Raw genomic sequence first — 15,663 nt, forward strand, 5'->3', positions numbered from 1 at the left:
AAATGAGTACAGCGCTTCCCTACGATCTTCTCGGCATTGAGTTCGGCGACGCCCGCATCCAGGCGTTGCTGACCGAGTACGGACTGCCCCTGAAGCGACCGAAGGTGAAGCGAGGCGACTTCGATGTCGGTATCGAGGTGGAGAAGGAAGGCGTCGACCTGGTCTTCTCGCTGGTGGAGGCGATTCCGTCCATGGAGGGCAGCGGCCTGCCGGAAGGCGCTCTCGTCTTGTCCGCAGTGTTTCTCTATCCCGATGCCAAGGGCAAGCGGCCCGGATTCAAGTCGCCGCTGCCCGCAGGTCTCAGCTTCAACATGAGCAGACAACAGGTGGCTTCCGTGTTGGGCCAGCCGGATTCCACGAGTCCCGTCTTTCCGAATGACCGGTGGGACAAGGAAGGGCGATCGCTGATCGTCGATTTCGAAGAGAACGAGAAGGCCATCGACACCGTGACCATCCAGATCTCCGACGCTTGAAGCCGGCCACTCGATGTCAGGACTCCAGGCCATGGACTTTTCAGAGATCGCATCGCGACTCGGCTACTACTTCGGCGAGCGCGAAGTTTCCGAACTGGTGAATGCACTGGAGATCGTCGAGAAGCCCCAACTCCCCAAGGGCGACGACACCGCCTATCTGGTGAGCGAGCAACGGGGCGTCGAACTGACGTTCGTCGACGAACGCTACCTCGATGCGCCTCCGACGCGAGAGTATCCCGAGGGGGCGCTTGTGCTGAACAACGTGCGCTTCTATGGCGTGGCGGGATCTCGATTCAAGCGCTTTGACGGTGAACTGCCGCATGGGCTGGCGTTCGGACAGACGCTTGACGAATTGAAGGCCAAGCTAGGCGCGACCACTTGGGAGAGCTCGGACTCCGACCGGGCCAGGTGGGATCAGCCGGATCACCTGATCTTTGCCGGCTTCGATGACCAAGGGAGGGCGGATGTCTACGCGCTCCAGATGCTGGTGGTCGAGGAATGACGAACGCACTGGGATTCGATCGATTGCTGGCCACACTCGGCTGGTCGGCTGACTCGCCCGAGTTCGAGACTGTTTGGTCGGAGCTGAACACGCTCAGTCGCCCCGAGCATCCCGACGCCGAGGAGCGTCGATATCACGACTGGGTTCTGGTCCGCAGAAAGGGGCTGGAACTCGGCTTCGTCGATTCGGAATACCAGGCTGCCTCGGCGCGCTTCCGCTGGGGCCATGGCGACATGGTGTTGTCGCAGCTTTACTTCTACTCCGGGCATGACGACATCCAGCGGTATGCGGGAACGCTTCCCTTCGACCTGCAATGGGGCGATGGCCGATCAATCGCGCGCAGGCGTCTGGCCGCATTCGAAGACTCCCGCCATTCCCATCTGACGGACACCTGGGACGTGCCCGGGTATCGCCTGACGGCGGTGTACGCCGACGATACGGGCGGACTCTCTCGTGTCGTTTGCCGTCGTCTTCCCGAGCCGATCCCGAGTGGCCATGCCGCAGTCGTGCCGCCACTGCTTTCACTGATCGGGGCTTTCGGCGACTCGGTCGCCTCGCAGGCTTTCGCCGGCCTGTGGGATCCCGCGGTTTGGACTGCGGATCAACTGACGCAGGCCCGCGAGGAGGATGCGATCGATCTCAATGCGGCTTGCGGCGTCACGATCGGCGTCGTCGGAGAAGGCCGCGATCCGATGCTCAGGTCGGTGACCCTGCATCGGAATCGCGATCAGGATGGTTCGGGATGGAAGGGAACGCTGCCGTGTGGACTCGACTTCGAGGACAGCCCGGAAGCTCTGTTCAAGAAGGTGGGTTCCCATCCTGTTCAGCATGCCGATTCAGCCCTGACCGGGCATGCCGTGTGGCACGCGGAGTCATTCACGATGCATGTGCTGTACAGCAACGTCGATAACCGGCTGATTCGCGTGAAGCTGATGGCGCCAGGGACCTGGCGATGCGTCGCGGATGAATAGATGAAGACCTCGATCCAGATTTCCGACGCCTGACCCCACATCGCGGTATCGTCACCCCCCATGACCGCCACGCCGCCCATTCTTCCCGCCCACCTGCCCCAACTGATCGGCCTGACCGAGCTCGACGCCCCGCTCGTCGCCGCGATCCTCCAGTACGCCCCCGGCGTCGAGGGCGCGACCGAGCTCTCCCAGAAGCGCAAGAAGGAAATCCGCGCCGGCTTCGTGATGCTCAAGGAACTGGGCGTCGTGATGTCCTTCTCCCCGCGCGAGAGCCATGCCGCCGATTACGGCGAGCCGCATGGCGCGGGTGAATTCGTCCTCGGCGCGCTCTTCTACTACCCCGAGGGCAGCGAGGAGGTCGACGCCTTCGAGGGGCAATTGCCCTTCGCCGAGGGCGAGGTCGTCAATCGCGAGGACGCCCTGCGCGAGTACGGCGAGCCCGCCGACGGTGAGGAAGAGGACGATGTCGTCGAATGGGAGCAATGGCTGGTCGACGACTTCGAGGTCACCGCCGACTACGACGAGGACGGCACGGTGCTGACCCTCACTGTCGCGCGGCCCGTCGTGATCTGAGCCGGGCCGCGCTCCGCGTCACCCGCTCCGGTGACATCGCGTCACCTCCGTTTCCCTCGATGACATCGGGCCGCGCCGTGAATGACTTTGGTCGCTATCGGCGCAGATCGCACATGCCTACCGTGCGGGCATGGCCGTACCCTTCCGTCTCAAGACCGCCTTGCCCGCCGAGGACCTGCGCGTGCACGCCTGCGCGGCGCGCGAAGGTCTGAGCGAGCTCGGCGAGACCACGCTCACCCTGCTCAGCGAGCGCAAGGACATCCTCGCCTCGGACCTGCTCGGCAAACCGGCCACGCTCACCATCGCGCAGCGCGACGACGCGCCGCGCCACCTGTCGGGTTACGTCACCCGCTTCGCGCTGTCGGGCTTCGAGGGGCGCCACAGCGTCTACCAGATGACGTTGCGGCCCTGGCTCTGGCTGCTGACCCGCACCGCCGACTGCCGGATCTTCCAGGACCAGTCCGTCCCGGACATCGTCAAGGCGGTCTTCGACGACCACCCGGTCGCCAAGCATGAGTTCCGCCTGCAGCGTCCCTACCGAACCTGGACCTACTGCGTCCAGTACCGCGAGACCGACTTCAACTTCGTCGCCCGGCTGCTGGAGAACGAGGGCATCTACTGGTACTTCAACCACGACGACAGCGGCCACACGCTGATCCTGACCGACTCCGCCTCCGCGCATGACGCCGCGCCCGGCTGCGCCGCGCTGCCGTTCTACGGCGGACAGGGCAACACGCCGCCGGCGCTGGAGTTCGTCGACACCTGGATCGCGCAGGAGAGCCTCAAGCCCGGCAAGGTCGTCATCACGGATTTCGACTTTGAGCGCCCGTCCACCTCGCTCGAATCCAAGCAGGACCGGGCCCGGGACTACGACCTGTCCGACGGCGAGGTCTTCGACTATCCCGGCGGCTATCTGCAGACCGGCGACGGCGGCCAGTACGCCGAGGACCGGCTCGACGAAATCCAGTCCAACTACGCCCGTTTCGACGGCGACACCAACGCGCAGGGCGTGGCCACGGGTCATCTGCTGTCGCTGGAGCGTCATCCGCGCGACGACCAGAACGCCATGTACCTGGTCACCGGCACCACGCTGCAGCTGCGCCAGGCGGCGACCGAGTCCGACAGCGGCGAGTCCGGGCTGCGCTGCCATTTCCGCGCCATCCCGGCGGACCAGCAGTTCCGGCCCGAGCGCCGCACGCCCAAGCCGATGGCGCCCGGTCCGCAGACGGCCATCGTCACCGGCCCGGGCGGCGAGGAGATCTTCACCGACAAGTACGGCCGCGTGAAAGTGCAATTCCACTGGGACCGTCGCGGCAAGCGCGACGAGACCAGCTCCTGCTGGATCCGCGTGTCGCAGCCCTGGGCCGGCAAGGGCTGGGGCGGGGTGTCGATCCCGCGCATCGGGCAGGAAGTGGTGGTCGATTTCGTCGAGGGCGATCCCGACCAGCCGCTGATCACCGGCCGCGTCTACAACGCCGAGTCCATGCCGCCCTACGGCCTGCCGGCCGGCGCGGTCGTCAGCGGCGTGAAGTCCAAGACCCACAAGGGCAGCGGCTACAACGAGCTGTCCATGGACGACACGGCGGGCAAGGAGCTGATCACCATCCACGGCCAGTACGACATGGCCACGACGATCGAGCATGACCAGCGCTCGACCATCCACAACAACCGGACCGACGTGGTCGACGTGGACGATTCGGAGACGGTGGGCAACAACCAGACGCAGTCCATCGGGGTGAACCAGTCGGTCACCGTGGGGGCGGACCGGAGCAAGTCCATCGGCGCGAACGAGACGACGACCGTTGGCGCCAACCGCACCGAGAGCGTCGGCGCCAACGAGACCATCACCGTCGGCGCGCATCGCACCGAGACGGTCAACGCCGGCGAGACGATCACGATCAACGCGGGTCAGACGGTGACCGTGAACGGCATGCGCAGTCACACGGTCAACGGGATGCAGACGACGACGGTGTCGCTGGCCGAGGCCCACACCGTCGGGGCCGCGCGGGCGCATACGGTGGGCGCGGCGGAGGCCATCACCGTGGGCGCGGCGCAGGTCGTGACCATCGGCGGGCTGCAGCAGGTCAGCGTCGGCGCCTTGCAGTCGGTGACCGTGGGCGCGGCGCACCGGCTCTCGGCCGCGACCATCGGCCAGACGGCCAAGACGACCTTCAAGACCCAGGCGGGCGCCAGCGCCACGATCGAGGCGCCGACCATCGTGCTCAAGGCCGGCGGCAGCAAGATCGTCATGGACTCGAGCGGCATCACCATCCAGGCCGCCAAGATCACGGTCAAGGCCAGCGGCAAGGTGGACATCAAGGGCAGCGGCGGCGTCAACATCAAGGGCGCCAAGGTCGGAGAGAACTGAGATGGTCGCTCTGCCCATCCGCTCGCGTGGCGCGCAGCGCATCCGCGGCGTGTTCGTGGACCTCCATTGACCGGCGATCACGCGACGTCGGCGGGCCGGCCATGACGACGGATGTGGCGCAACTCGCGCAGTTCCGCGACGAGGCCGCCTTCCTGTGGACGCAGCGACGCGACGCGCTCGACGCGCCGCATTGCACGCCGGACCGGCTGGCGGAACTCGACGAGGATCTGGGCGCTCAGGTCGACGGCCTGGCTGAGGCCGGCGAGGCGGGCTGGCGCGTTTGCGAGGGCGCGCTGCGGGGTGATTGCGCCGAGGATTGCTTCGTGGCCGGCGTGCTGGCGCTCAATGGGCGGCAGCACGCGTGGGCGGGCCTGGTGGCGCGCGCGCGGCAGGCGCCGGAGGCGGCGCCCGGTCTGGCGGCGGCGCTGGGTTGGGTGTCGCCGAATGAGGCCTTGCAGGCCGAGACGCTGCTGGCGGGGAACGAGGATTCGCTGAGCCGGCGGCTGGCGCTCGAGGCTTTCGGCGCGCATCGGCTGGATCCGGGTGAGCGCTGGCAGGTCTCGTTGCGAGCGACGAATGCGGGGGAGCGGGCGAGAGCGCTGCGACTCCCCGGGGAACTGGGGCGGACCGGCGCGATGGCGGCGGTGCTGGACTTCATCGGGGACGAGAAGTCGGAGCCCCGGCATTGGGCCTTGTGGTCGGCGGTGCTGCTCGGTGATCGAGGCAAGGCGCTGGCGGCCATGACCGGCGCGGCGCTGCGGCAGGGTCCGCGGCAGATGGATGCGTTCCGGCTGGCGATGCTGGCCTTGCCGGCGGAGGAGGGGCATCAGCTGCTGGTGGAGGCGCAGCGCATGGCGGGCGCGGCGCGGTGGCGAATCATCGGGGCCGGGTTGTCGGGCCAGCTGCGGTATGTGCCGTGGCTGATCGATCAGATGGTCAAGCCGCTGATGGCGCGGATTGCGCTGGAGGCGTTCTGCTTGATCACCGGGGCGGATGCGGTGCGGGACGGGTTGGAGGCGGCGGGGCCGGACGACTTGGATGAGGGGGTGGCGGGGGATTCGGAGGGGGAGGACGCGGCGCTGCCGGTGGACCTCGCGCTGCCTTGGCCGGACCTGGAGCAGGTGAGGGCGTGGTGGCTGGCGCATCAGTCGAGGTTGCCGGGCGCGGCCCGGCTGTTCTTGGGGCAGCCGCTGGGAGAGATGGCTTGTCTGCGGGCGCTGCATGCGGCGGGGCAGAGGACGCGGGGGGTGGCGGCGCTGCACTTGAGCTTGCTCCGGCCGGGGCGGCCGCTGTTTCCGGTGGAGGCGCCTTGGAGAAGACAGCGGAGGCTGTTGGAGCGGGTGCCTGTGGAGGGATGAGCGTGGCGGGTCAGACGTTGAATTGCAACTCCGCCAACCTCGCATAAAGGCCGCCGCGCGCCACCAGCTCGGCATGCGTGCCTTGCTCGACGATGCGGCCGTGCTCCATCACCACGATGCGATCGGCGCGCTGCACCGTCGCCAGACGATGCGCGATGACCAGCGTCGTCCGATCCCGCATCGCCTCATCCAAGGCCTGCTGCACCAGGCGCTCGCTCTCCGCGTCCAGCGCGCTGGTCGCCTCGTCCAGCAACAGCAGCGGCGCATCCTGCAGCATCGCCCGCGCGATCGCGATGCGCTGGCGTTGCCCGCCTGACAGCCGCACGCCGCGCTCGCCCAGGAAGCTGTCGTAGCCCTCCGGCAACTGCCGGATGAATTCATCCGCATGCGCCGCTCGCGCCGCCGCGATCACGTCCTCGCGACTCGCCTCCGGCCGGCCATAGCGGATGTTGTCCAGCGCGCTCGCCGAGAAGATCACGCTCTGCTGCGGCACCAGCGCCATGCGGCCCCGCAGATCATTCAGGCGCACGCGATCCACCGGCGCCCCGTCCACCGACAGCACGCCCGACTGCACGTCGTAGAAGCGCTGCAGCAGCTGCAGCACCGTGCTCTTGCCGGCGCCGCTGGGGCCGACCAGGGCGACCGTCTCGCCCGGGGCGATGTCCAGGTTGAAATCCTCCAGCGCCGCGCGGTCCGGCCGCGACGGGTAATGGAATCGCACGCGGTCGAAGCGCACCCGCGCCGGACCGGTCGAGGCCGGCAGCGCCATCGGCGCGGCGGGATCCGCCACCGGCGACTGCGCGGCGAGCAGCTCCATCAATCGCTCCGTCGCGCCCGCGGCGCGCAGCAGGTCGCCCCAGACCTCGGCCAGCACCGCCACCGAGGACACCAGCAGCACCACGTACACCACCGTCTGACCCAGATGGCCCGCGCTGATGCGGCCCGCCATCACCGCCTGCGTTCCCTGATACAGGCCCCACAGCAGCGCCCCGAAGGTCGCGGTGATGATGAAGGCCACCAGGAACGACCGCACCCGCGTGCGCTTGCGGGCGGTGTCGAAGGCCGCCTCGCTGGCCGCGTCGAAACGCTTAGCCTCGCGCGCTTCCTGCGCATGAGACTGAACAACGGTGATCGCATTCAGCATCTCGGCCGCGATCGCGCTGGTGTCGGCGACCCGGTCCTGGCTGGCCCGCGACAAGCGACGCACGCGGCGCCCGAAGAACATCGCCGGCGCCACGACCAGCACCAGGATGAGCATCACCTGCGTCATGACCCACGGATTGGTCGCGATCAGCAGCACCACCGCGCCCAGACCCATGATCAGGTTGCGCAGCCCCATCGACAGGCTGGAGCCGACGATGCTCTGGATCACCGTCGTGTCGGTGGTGATGCGGCTGATGACCTCGCCGGTCTGCGTGGTCTCGAAGAATTCCGGGCTCTGCCGCAGGACATGCGAATAGACGGCGGTGCGCAGGTCGGCGCTGACGCGCTCGCCCAGCCAGGTCACAGCGTAAAAGCGCGCCGCCGAGAACACGCCCAGCGCCGCGCCCGTGGCGAACAGCCAGAAGAAATGCTCGCGCAGCGCCATCAGCCGGTCGCCCGGATCGGCGGAGACCAGGCCCTGGTCGATGAGCTGCCGCAGCGCGATCGGGAAGACCAGCGTCGCGCCGGCCGCCAGCATCAGGAAGACGATGGCGGCGGCGATGCGCCCCCGGTAGGGCCGCAGGAAGGGCCACAGCGCCGGCCACATCGCGCGCAGCGGCGGCGGGGCTGCGTCCTTGCGCACGGCGCTTGCCCCGGCGGGACGGGCCGAGGGGACGGCGGGAGTGAGAGGCGTGGTCGGTGGGGCGGACATCGGGGCAGTGTAGGGGGCTGAAATCCTTAACGAGCTCTGAACGAATGCCCCCACGCCGTCGAAGCTCATCCCAGGCAGTTATTGGCAGGGCAATCATTGCCTAAGCAATAATTGTCATCAGCTTTTTCCAGAAGCTCCGCCCCGGAAACCGGAAAACCGCCATGACCGCCCAGCTGCCACCGCCCGCCGACTTCTACAGCGCCGACAACTTCACCTGCGAACCGTCGCTGGGCTGGCTGCTGCGCCAGATCAAGCAGTCGATGGTCTGTCAGGCCGACAAGCTGCTCGGCGAGCACGACCTGACCCACGCCCAATGGGCGCCGATGCTGCGCCTGCGCTTCAACGGCCCCATGTCCAGCGCCGCGCTGGCGCGGGAATTGGCCATGGACGGCGGCGCGATGACGCGTCTGCTGGACCGGCTGGAAGCCAAGTCGCTGGTGCGCCGCGAGCGCTCCTCCGAGGACCGCCGCGTGGTCATGGTGTCGCTCAGCGAGAACGGCGTGGCCGCCATGGCCGCCGCACCGGGCGTGCTGTCCCAGGTCTACAACGACCACCTGGCCGGTTTCAGCGAAGCCGAGTTCCGCATCCTGGTCGACTTGCTGCAACGCCTGGTCGCCAACGGTCATGCGATCCGCGACGCGGGGCTGACGTCCGAGTCCTCGTCGCTGGTCGACCGCGACGGCTGACGCGGCGAGCCCTTGCCCCGTCCCCCGAAATCCTCCCGCTTCTTTCATCCCCTCCGTGCACAAGAACAACATCCCCGAGGACCGCCCCATGAGCTCCCGATCCCTTCACCGCACGACGCTCGCCCTGGCCATGGGCGCGGCGCTGCTGATGGTGCTCGCCGCCTGCGCGCCCATCCCCAAGCTGGCCGACCCGGCCGCGCCCATCGACGGCCCCGAGGCCGCCGCCCGCCTGGGCCTTGACGCCGGCGACAGCCAGGCGCTGGACCCGCAATGGTGGAAGCGCTTCGGCGACGCGCAGCTGGACGCGCTGGTCGATCAGGCCATCGCCAACTCGCCCAGCCTGGCGCTGGCGCGGGCCCGCATCGCGCGCGCCGCGGCGCTGACCGAGAACGCCGAGGCCGCCAAGCGCCCGAACGCCGAGCTCGAGGCCGACGTCACCCGCCAGCGCATCACCGAGCACGGCATCTACCCGCCGCCGCTGGCCGGCAGCGTGCGCACCCTGGCCAACATCCAGGCCGGCCTGAGTTACGAGTTCGACTTCTTCGGCAAGCATGAGGCCGCGCTGCAAGCCGCGTTGGGCCAGCGCCGCGCCGCCGAGGCCGACGCCGCCGCCGCGCGCCTGAGCGTGTCCAACGCCGTCACCAAGGCTTACGTCGCCCTGGCCCGCAGCCAGGCGCAAAGCCGTCTGCTGGAGCAGCAGAAGACCTTGCGCGACCAGAGCCTGAGCCTGGTCCGCCAGCGCAGCGCCGCCGGACTGGACAACGGCCAGGACCTGCGCGTGGCCGAAGCGCCGCTGCCCGACATCCAGCGCCAGCAAGTCGTTCTGGGCGAGCAGCAGACCCTGCTGCGCCACCAGATCGCCGCGCTGACCGGCCAGGGCCCGAGCGCCACCGCCACGCTGAATGCCGCGTTGCCGCGCGTGCTGGACTGGCAGCAGGAGCCCCACCTGGACCTGCTGGGCCGCCGCCCCGACCTGGCCGCCGCGCGCGCCCGCGTCGAGGCCAGCGCCCAGGACGTCCGCGCCGCCCGCACGCAGTTCTATCCAAGCGTCAGCCTGACGGCCTTCATCGGCCTCAACTCGATCGGCCTGGACGAGCTGTTCAAGAGCGGCAGCCGCCAGTACGGCGCCGGTCCCGCGCTGCATCTGCCGATCTTCGACAGCGGCCGCCTGCGCGCCAACCTGCGCGGCAGCGCCGCCGAGCAGGACGCGGCCATCGCCAGCTACAACGCCGCCGTGCTCGACGCAGTGCGCGATGCCAGCGACCAGGTCGCGACCCTGCAGTCGCTGCGCCAGCAACAGCAGCAGCAGGACGCGCTGGCGGCCAACGCCGACAGCCAGTTCGCGCTCGCCGATCAGCGTCACCGCGCCGGCCTGACCGGCCGCATCGCGGTGCTGAACGCGCATCAGAGCCAGCTGCTGCAGCAGCGCGCCCAGATCGACCTGCACGCCCAGACCGTGGACGCGCAGATCAACCTGATGCGCGCGCTGGGCGGCGGCTACGCCGAGCCGGGCCGCGCCGCCGCGCAGGCCGACGCGAAAGCCGACGCCAAGGCCGACAAGACCTGACCCCGCCGGCACCGTCCCTCCGACAGCCACCCCGACATCCGAAGCGCCGGACCGCTCCGCGACCGGCGCGACACCGAATCACGCGATCCTCGCAAGACAACATTTCTCAGAGCCCACCATGAGCGCAACGCCCGAGAACAACACGCAAGCTCCCGCCAAGAACGGCACCCGCAAGCGCGGCCTGACCCTGATCGCCGCGGCCGTCGTCATCGCCGGCCTGGCCTACGCCGGCTACGAGTGGATCGTCGGCAGCCGCTACGAGACCACCGACAACGCCTACGTGCAGGCCAACGTCGTGCAGATCACGCCGCTGGTCGGCGGCACGGTACGCGCGGTCTACGCCGACGACACCGACTTCGTGAAGGCCGGCCAGAAGCTGGTCAGCCTGGACCCGGTGGACGCCCGCGTCGCGCTGGAGCAGGCGCAGGCCCAGCTCGCCCAGACGGTCCGCGAGGTCCGCACCCTGTACGCCAACAACAGCGGCCTGGAAGCGCAAGTGAAGGTCCGCGAGGCCGACCTGCAGCGCAGCCTGACCGAAGCCGCCCGCCTGCAGGCCGACGTCAGCCGTCGCCAGCCGCTGGTCGCCACCGGCGCCGTCGGCAAGGAAGAGCTGGAGCACGCGCAGGCGCAGCTGACCGCCGCCCGCGCGCAGTCCGCCGCCGCGCAATCGGCGTTGCAGGCCGCCAAGGATCAACTGGCCTCGAACCAGGTCCTGACCGACGGCGTCAAGGTCGACGAGCACCCCAACGTGCTGCGCGCCGCCGCGAATCTGCGTCAGGCCTATCTGGCGCTGCAACGCGCGGAGCTGATCGCCCCGGTCGACGGCTGGGTCGCGCGTCGCTCGGTGCAGCTGGGCCAGCGCGTGGCCGCCGGCGCGCCGCTGATGGCCGTGGTCGGCCTGCAGCAGGTCTGGGTCGACGCCAACTTCAAGGAAAGCCAGCTGGCCAAGCTGCGCATCGGCCAGAAGGCGACGCTGGAAGCCGACGTCTACGGCAAGAAGACCGAGTACCACGGCACCGTCGAGGGCCTGGGCGCGGGCACGGGCGCGGCCTTCGCGCTGCTGCCGGCGCAGAACGCCACCGGCAACTGGATCAAGGTGGTTCAGCGCGTGCCCGTCCGCATCAAGCTGGACCCGAAGGAAGTGCAGGAGCACCCGCTGCGCGTCGGCCTGTCGATGGACGTTCAAGTCGACATCCGCGACCAGGACGGCCAGATGCTGGCCGCCGCGACCGGCGCCAGCGCGCCGCGCCTGCAGACCACGATCTTCGACGCCCAGGAGAAGGCGGCCGATGATCAGGTGAACAAGATCATCGCGGCCAACCTGGGCAAGGCGGCCGCCAAGACCTCGACGTCCACGCGCGTGCAATGAGCAACACCACCACCTCGGATGCGGCCCCGGCCCCGGCACCGGCCGCCGCGCCGCCTCAGGCCGGGCCGGCGCCGCTGACCGGCACGGCGCTGGTGCTGGGCACCATCTCGCTGTCGCTGGCGACCTTCATGAACGTGCTGGACTCGTCCATCGCGAACGTGTCGTTGCCGGCCATCGCCGGCGACCTGGGCGTCAGCCCCGTGCAGGGCACCTGGGTCATCACCAGCTTCGGCGTCGCCAACGCGATCTCGGTGCCGCTGACCGGCTGGCTCACCCAACGCTTCGGCGCGGTGCGGCTGTTCACGACTAGCGTGCTCCTGTTCGTGCTGGCGTCCTGGCTGTGCGGCTTCGCGCATTCGCTGGAGATGCTGGTGGCCGCGCGCGTGTTCCAGGGGCTGGTGGCGGGGCCGATGATCCCGCTGTCCCAGACGCTGCTGCTGTCGAGCTATCCCAAGCACAAGGCGGGCACGGCGCTCGCGTTATGGGGGATGACGACGCTGGTCGCGCCGGTGGTCGGGCCGCTGCTGGGCGGCTGGATCACCGACAACGTCACCTGGCCGTGGATCTTCTACATCAACGTGCCGGTGGGGCTGTTCGCGGCCGGCCTGACCTGGAGCATCTACCGCCATCGCGAGACCCCGATCAAGAAGCTGCCGATCGACACCGTCGGGCTGGCGCTGCTGGTGCTGTGGGTGGGCTCGCTGCAGGTGATGCTGGACAAAGGCAAGGAGCTGGACTGGTTCGAGTCCAACCAGATCATCGTGCTGGCGGTGCTCGCGGTCGTGGGCCTGGCGGTGTTCATCGTCTGGGAGCTGACGGAGAAGCATCCGGTCGTCGATCTGCGACTCTTCGCGCGGCGCAACTTCCTGTTCGGGGCGGCGGTGCTGTCGATCGCCTATGGGCTGTTCTTCGGCAACGTGGTGCTGCTGCCGCTGTGGCTGCAGCAGCACATGGGCTACACCGCCACGGCGGCGGGCTTCGCCTTGGCGCCGGTGGGTGTGCTGGCGATCCTGCTGTCACCGGTGGTGGGGAAGAAGGTCGCGGTCTGGGATCCGCGGATGATGGCGAGCTTCGCCTTCGTGATGTTCGCGATCGTGCTGGGGATGCGGTCGCTGTTCACCACGGACACCGACCTGGGGACCATCATGATCCCGACCATCCTGCAGGGTGGGGCGCTGGCCTTCTTCTTCATTCCGCTGACGACGCTGACCTTGTCGGGGATCACGCCGGATCGGATCGCGGCGGCGGCGGGTCTGTCGAACTTCGTGCGGATCACGGCGGGGGCGATGGGGACGTCGATCTCGACCACCTTGTGGGAGAACCGGGCGACGCTGCATCACCATCATCTGGCGGAGCGGTTGTCGCTGGGGGATCCGGCGGAGACGGCGGCCATCGAGACGCTGCAGCGAACGGGGTTCAGCCACGACCAGGCGCTGGCGTATCTGAACCGGCTGGTGGATCAGCAGGCGTTCACGCGGGCGGCGGATGACATCTTCCTGGCGTCGGCGGTGCTGTTCATCGTGTTGATCGCCTTCGTCTGGTTGACCAAGCGGCCGCCGAAGATGGGCGCGCCGGTGGACGCAGGTGGCGCGCATTGAGCGTCACTCCCTCGCCTGCGTAGGCGCTCGGTGCCAGTAACTCCCTCTCCCGCTTGCGGGAGAGGGCAGGGGAGAGGGTCTTCGAGCTCTACCGCGCATCCGCGCCCAGCTGCCTCTCCAACCCATCCAGCACCTCATAACACGGCAGCACCTGCGCCACGCTCGCCTGCGGCTCCCGTCCCTCGCGAATCGCCGCCACGAACTCCCGATCCTGCAGCTCGATCCCGTTCATCGAGACATCCACGCGGGACACGTCGATCTTCTGATCCTTCCCGTCGACCAGATCGTCATAGCGCGCGATGTAGGTCCCTGTATCCCCGATGTAGCGGAAGAAGGTCCCCAGCGGCCCGTCGTTGTTGAAGGACAGCGACAGCGTGCAGATCGCGCCGTTAGCCGCCTTGAGCTGGAGGCTCATGTCCATCGCGATGCCCAGCTGCGGATGAATCGGTCCCTGCATCGCATGCGCCTGCACCACCGGACTGCCGCATTGATGCGCGAACAGATCCACCGTATGCGCCGCGTGATGCCACAGCAGGTGATCCGTCCAGCTGCGCGCCTGCCCCAGCGCGTTGGTGTTGGTCCGCCGGAAGAAATAGGTCTGGACATCCATCTGCTGAATGCGCAGCTCCCCGGCCTGCACCCGGCGATGGATCCATTGATGGCTGGGATTGAAGCGCCGCGTGTGGCCGCACATCGCGACCAATCCGGTCTCGCGCTGACGCCGCACGACCTCGCGACCCTCGGCCAGGATGTCGCACAGCGGAATCTCCACCTGCACATGCTTGCCCGCGTTCAGACACGCGAGCGCCTGGCCCGCATGCATCTGCGTCGGCGTGCACAGGATCACCGCGTCCACGTCGGGCCGCGCGAGCGACTCCTCCAGCGAGGTGGTGACATGGCCGACGCCGTACTTGGCGGCGGTCTCGCGGGTCTTGTCGAGCTCACGCCCGATCAGCGAGACGACCTCCACACCGTGGATGAGCTTCAGCGCGTCCAGATGCTTCTGGCCGAAGGCGCCGGCGCCGGCGAGGGCGATGCGCAGGGGATCAGTCATTGGGGGGACTCCTTGGGGATGTTTTCCAGAACGAGGTGACCGACGGCCGTGTTGGACGCGGGCACGTGATAGAAGCGATGCGCGACACGCGGCGGCGGGCCACCGGCGAGGTCGCTCATGGCGCCGCGGGCGATCAGCCACATGACCAGCTCGATGCCTTCGGAGCCGGCCTCGCGGACGTAGTCCACATGCGGCATCTCGGCCAGACCGGCGGGATCGGCGATCAGACGGTCCATCCACGCGTTGTCCCACTCGCGGTTGATCAGGCCCGCGCGCGGTCCCTGCAACTGATGGCTCATGCCGCCGGTCCCCCAGATCTGGACGTTCAGCGGCTCGTCGAAGCTCTCGACCGCGCGGCGGATCGCCTGGCCCAGCTGGAAGCAGCGTCGGCCCGAGGGCACCGGGTACTGCACCACGTTGACGGCCAGCGGAATGACCGGGCAGGGCCACCCGGGCGCGTCGGCGCGCTGCGGACCGAAGAGCAGCGACAGCGGCACCGTCAGGCCGTGGTCCACCGTCATGCGGTTGATCAGCGTGAGGTCGAAATCCTGCTGGATCACGCTTTGCGCGATGTGGGCCGCCAGCGCGCCGTGGCCGAGGACGGGGGGCACCGCGCGCGGGCCCCAGCCTTCGTCGGCGGGCTCGTAGCGGTCGCCGGTGCCCAGCGCGAAGGTCGGGATCATGTCCAGGCTGAAGGCGTTGGCGTGGTCGTTGTAGACCAGCACGATCGCATCGGGCTTGTTGTCGACCATCCATTGGCGCGAGGGCTCATAGCCGGCGAACAGCGGTGCCCAGTACGGGTCCGCCGTGCGGCCCTGGTCCATGGCGACACCGATGGCCGGCACATGCGAGGTGTACACGGAGGCAGTGATCCGCGCATGCGAGCTCATTCGGCAGTCCCTTTTTTCTTGTTGCGCGGCGTGCCGTCGGGATGCCGGCCGCCGGCCAGCATCATGTCGCGGTAGTCGGACTCGGTCATGCCGGTCATGCCGGCCGCCATCTGCTGGTAGGTGCGCCCGTCGGCGGCGCCGATCTTGGCCAGGAAATAGATGTTCCCGCCCTCGCGGATGCAGGCGTTCAGATCGCGCGCGAGCACGGCCTGCTTCTGCGCTTCGGTCATGGCCCATTCGTCCAGATAGGCGCGTTCATCGGCCTTGAAGCGGGCGCGGTTCTCGGCCCTCATCAGCGACATGCAGAACTGGTTCAACCAGTAGCCCTTGCGCGCCTGGTCGGCGTCGAAGATGGTGGTGCCGGGAATGTCCCGGTACGGCTTGTCGAGTGACATCTCA

The 15,663-nt window shown here is 68.5% G+C and carries 14 protein-coding genes; 10 read left to right on the forward strand and 4 right to left on the reverse strand.

Features of this window, described 5'->3' with window-relative positions:
• Window positions 1-2 precede the first annotated feature (2 nt).
• From ABDW59_RS05090 to ABDW59_RS05115, 6 genes are all read left to right on the forward strand, one after another.
• Entirely contained in the window at window positions 3-473 is a 471-nt protein-coding gene (locus tag ABDW59_RS05090; protein ID WP_343628425.1) for a hypothetical protein, read from the forward strand.
• Between the two features lie 31 nt (window positions 474-504).
• Window positions 505-975, forward strand: coding sequence for a hypothetical protein (locus ABDW59_RS05095; protein ID WP_343628426.1), 471 nt, complete (start codon window positions 505-507; stop codon window positions 973-975).
• A complete protein-coding gene (locus ABDW59_RS05100) occupies window positions 972-1,946 on the forward strand; it encodes a hypothetical protein (RefSeq protein WP_343628427.1) in 975 nt (324 codons plus the stop codon). Before ABDW59_RS05095 ends, ABDW59_RS05100 begins: the two co-directional genes overlap by 4 nt.
• Before the next feature lie 60 nt (window positions 1,947-2,006).
• On the forward strand, window positions 2,007-2,519 hold the full coding sequence (locus ABDW59_RS05105) for a hypothetical protein (protein WP_343628428.1): 513 nt from the start codon (window positions 2,007-2,009) through the stop codon (window positions 2,517-2,519).
• A gap of 130 nt (window positions 2,520-2,649) precedes the next feature.
• Window positions 2,650-4,887, forward strand: a complete 2,238-nt coding sequence (tssI, locus tag ABDW59_RS05110; protein ID WP_343628429.1) for a type VI secretion system tip protein TssI/VgrG — start codon at window positions 2,650-2,652, stop codon at window positions 4,885-4,887.
• Between the two features lie 101 nt (window positions 4,888-4,988).
• A complete protein-coding gene (locus tag ABDW59_RS05115; RefSeq protein ID WP_343628430.1) occupies window positions 4,989-6,245 on the forward strand; it encodes a TIGR02270 family protein in 1,257 nt (418 codons plus the stop codon).
• Window positions 6,246-6,255: 10 nt separating this feature from the next.
• Here ABDW59_RS05115 and ABDW59_RS05120 read toward each other — a convergent pair whose 3' ends face one another.
• Window positions 6,256-7,995, reverse strand: a complete 1,740-nt coding sequence (locus ABDW59_RS05120; protein WP_343628482.1) for an ABC transporter transmembrane domain-containing protein — start codon at window positions 7,993-7,995, stop codon at window positions 6,256-6,258.
• Between the two features lie 266 nt (window positions 7,996-8,261).
• On the opposite strand from ABDW59_RS05120, the gene ABDW59_RS05125 reads away from it, so the two are divergent.
• The 4 genes from ABDW59_RS05125 to ABDW59_RS05140 all read left to right on the forward strand — a co-directional run bounded on the left by ABDW59_RS05125 (window position 8,262) and on the right by ABDW59_RS05140 (window position 13,320).
• Complete coding sequence (locus ABDW59_RS05125; RefSeq protein WP_343628431.1) at window positions 8,262-8,786, forward strand: MarR family transcriptional regulator; 525 nt, start codon at window positions 8,262-8,264, stop codon at window positions 8,784-8,786.
• Window positions 8,787-8,874: 88 nt separating this feature from the next.
• Window positions 8,875-10,353 (forward strand): efflux transporter outer membrane subunit, encoded by a 1,479-nt coding sequence (locus ABDW59_RS05130; RefSeq protein ID WP_343628432.1) that lies wholly within the window; start codon window positions 8,875-8,877, stop codon window positions 10,351-10,353.
• Between the two features lie 118 nt (window positions 10,354-10,471).
• Entirely contained in the window at window positions 10,472-11,722 is a 1,251-nt protein-coding gene (locus ABDW59_RS05135) for an HlyD family efflux transporter periplasmic adaptor subunit (RefSeq protein ID WP_343628433.1), read from the forward strand.
• Entirely contained in the window at window positions 11,719-13,320 is a 1,602-nt protein-coding gene (locus ABDW59_RS05140) for a DHA2 family efflux MFS transporter permease subunit (protein WP_343628434.1), read from the forward strand. Before ABDW59_RS05135 ends, ABDW59_RS05140 begins: the two co-directional genes overlap by 4 nt.
• 88 nt (window positions 13,321-13,408) lie before the next feature.
• Here the strand turns inward: ABDW59_RS05140 and ABDW59_RS05145 are convergent, their stop codons facing one another.
• Genes ABDW59_RS05145 through ligA form a run of 3 tightly spaced genes read right to left on the reverse strand, consistent with a single transcriptional unit; the run spans window position 13,409 to window position 15,659 of the window.
• Window positions 13,409-14,374 (reverse strand): Gfo/Idh/MocA family oxidoreductase, encoded by a 966-nt coding sequence (locus tag ABDW59_RS05145; protein WP_343628435.1) that lies wholly within the window; start codon window positions 14,372-14,374, stop codon window positions 13,409-13,411.
• Entirely contained in the window at window positions 14,371-15,264 is an 894-nt protein-coding gene (locus ABDW59_RS05150) for a class III extradiol dioxygenase subunit beta (RefSeq protein WP_343628436.1), read from the reverse strand. The genes ABDW59_RS05145 and ABDW59_RS05150 overlap by 4 nt, the downstream gene beginning before the upstream one ends.
• A complete protein-coding gene (ligA, locus tag ABDW59_RS05155; RefSeq protein WP_343628437.1) occupies window positions 15,261-15,659 on the reverse strand; it encodes a protocatechuate 4,5-dioxygenase subunit alpha in 399 nt (132 codons plus the stop codon). Before ligA ends, ABDW59_RS05150 begins: the two co-directional genes overlap by 4 nt.
• Window positions 15,660-15,663 lie beyond the last annotated feature (4 nt).

Origin of the sequence: Roseateles sp. (genome assembly GCF_039595295.1) — a bacterium.
In the GTDB taxonomy this organism is placed as follows: Bacteria; Pseudomonadota; Gammaproteobacteria; order Burkholderiales; family Burkholderiaceae_C; genus Roseateles.

What these genes read in the sequence shown, in the direction of transcription:
- ABDW59_RS05120 (WP_343628482.1), bottom strand. Translation starts at nt 7,995, where the DNA reads ATGTGGCCGGCGCTGTGGCCCTTCCTGCGGCCCTACCGGGGGCGCATC.
- ABDW59_RS05090 (WP_343628425.1), top strand. Translation starts at nt 3, where the DNA reads ATGAGTACAGCGCTTCCCTACGATCTTCTCGGCATTGAGTTCGGCGAC.
- ABDW59_RS05135 (WP_343628433.1), top strand. Translation starts at nt 10,472, where the DNA reads ATGAGCGCAACGCCCGAGAACAACACGCAAGCTCCCGCCAAGAACGGC.
- ABDW59_RS05140 (WP_343628434.1), top strand. Translation starts at nt 11,719, where the DNA reads ATGAGCAACACCACCACCTCGGATGCGGCCCCGGCCCCGGCACCGGCC.
- ABDW59_RS05115 (WP_343628430.1), top strand. Translation starts at nt 4,989, where the DNA reads ATGACGACGGATGTGGCGCAACTCGCGCAGTTCCGCGACGAGGCCGCC.
- ABDW59_RS05145 (WP_343628435.1), bottom strand. Translation starts at nt 14,374, where the DNA reads ATGACTGATCCCCTGCGCATCGCCCTCGCCGGCGCCGGCGCCTTCGGC.
- ABDW59_RS05125 (WP_343628431.1), top strand. Translation starts at nt 8,262, where the DNA reads ATGACCGCCCAGCTGCCACCGCCCGCCGACTTCTACAGCGCCGACAAC.
- ligA (WP_343628437.1), bottom strand. Translation starts at nt 15,659, where the DNA reads ATGTCACTCGACAAGCCGTACCGGGACATTCCCGGCACCACCATCTTC.
- ABDW59_RS05130 (WP_343628432.1), top strand. Translation starts at nt 8,875, where the DNA reads ATGAGCTCCCGATCCCTTCACCGCACGACGCTCGCCCTGGCCATGGGC.
- ABDW59_RS05150 (WP_343628436.1), bottom strand. Translation starts at nt 15,264, where the DNA reads ATGAGCTCGCATGCGCGGATCACTGCCTCCGTGTACACCTCGCATGTG.
- ABDW59_RS05105 (WP_343628428.1), top strand. Translation starts at nt 2,007, where the DNA reads ATGACCGCCACGCCGCCCATTCTTCCCGCCCACCTGCCCCAACTGATC.
- tssI (WP_343628429.1), top strand. Translation starts at nt 2,650, where the DNA reads ATGGCCGTACCCTTCCGTCTCAAGACCGCCTTGCCCGCCGAGGACCTG.
- ABDW59_RS05095 (WP_343628426.1), top strand. Translation starts at nt 505, where the DNA reads ATGGACTTTTCAGAGATCGCATCGCGACTCGGCTACTACTTCGGCGAG.
- ABDW59_RS05100 (WP_343628427.1), top strand. Translation starts at nt 972, where the DNA reads ATGACGAACGCACTGGGATTCGATCGATTGCTGGCCACACTCGGCTGG.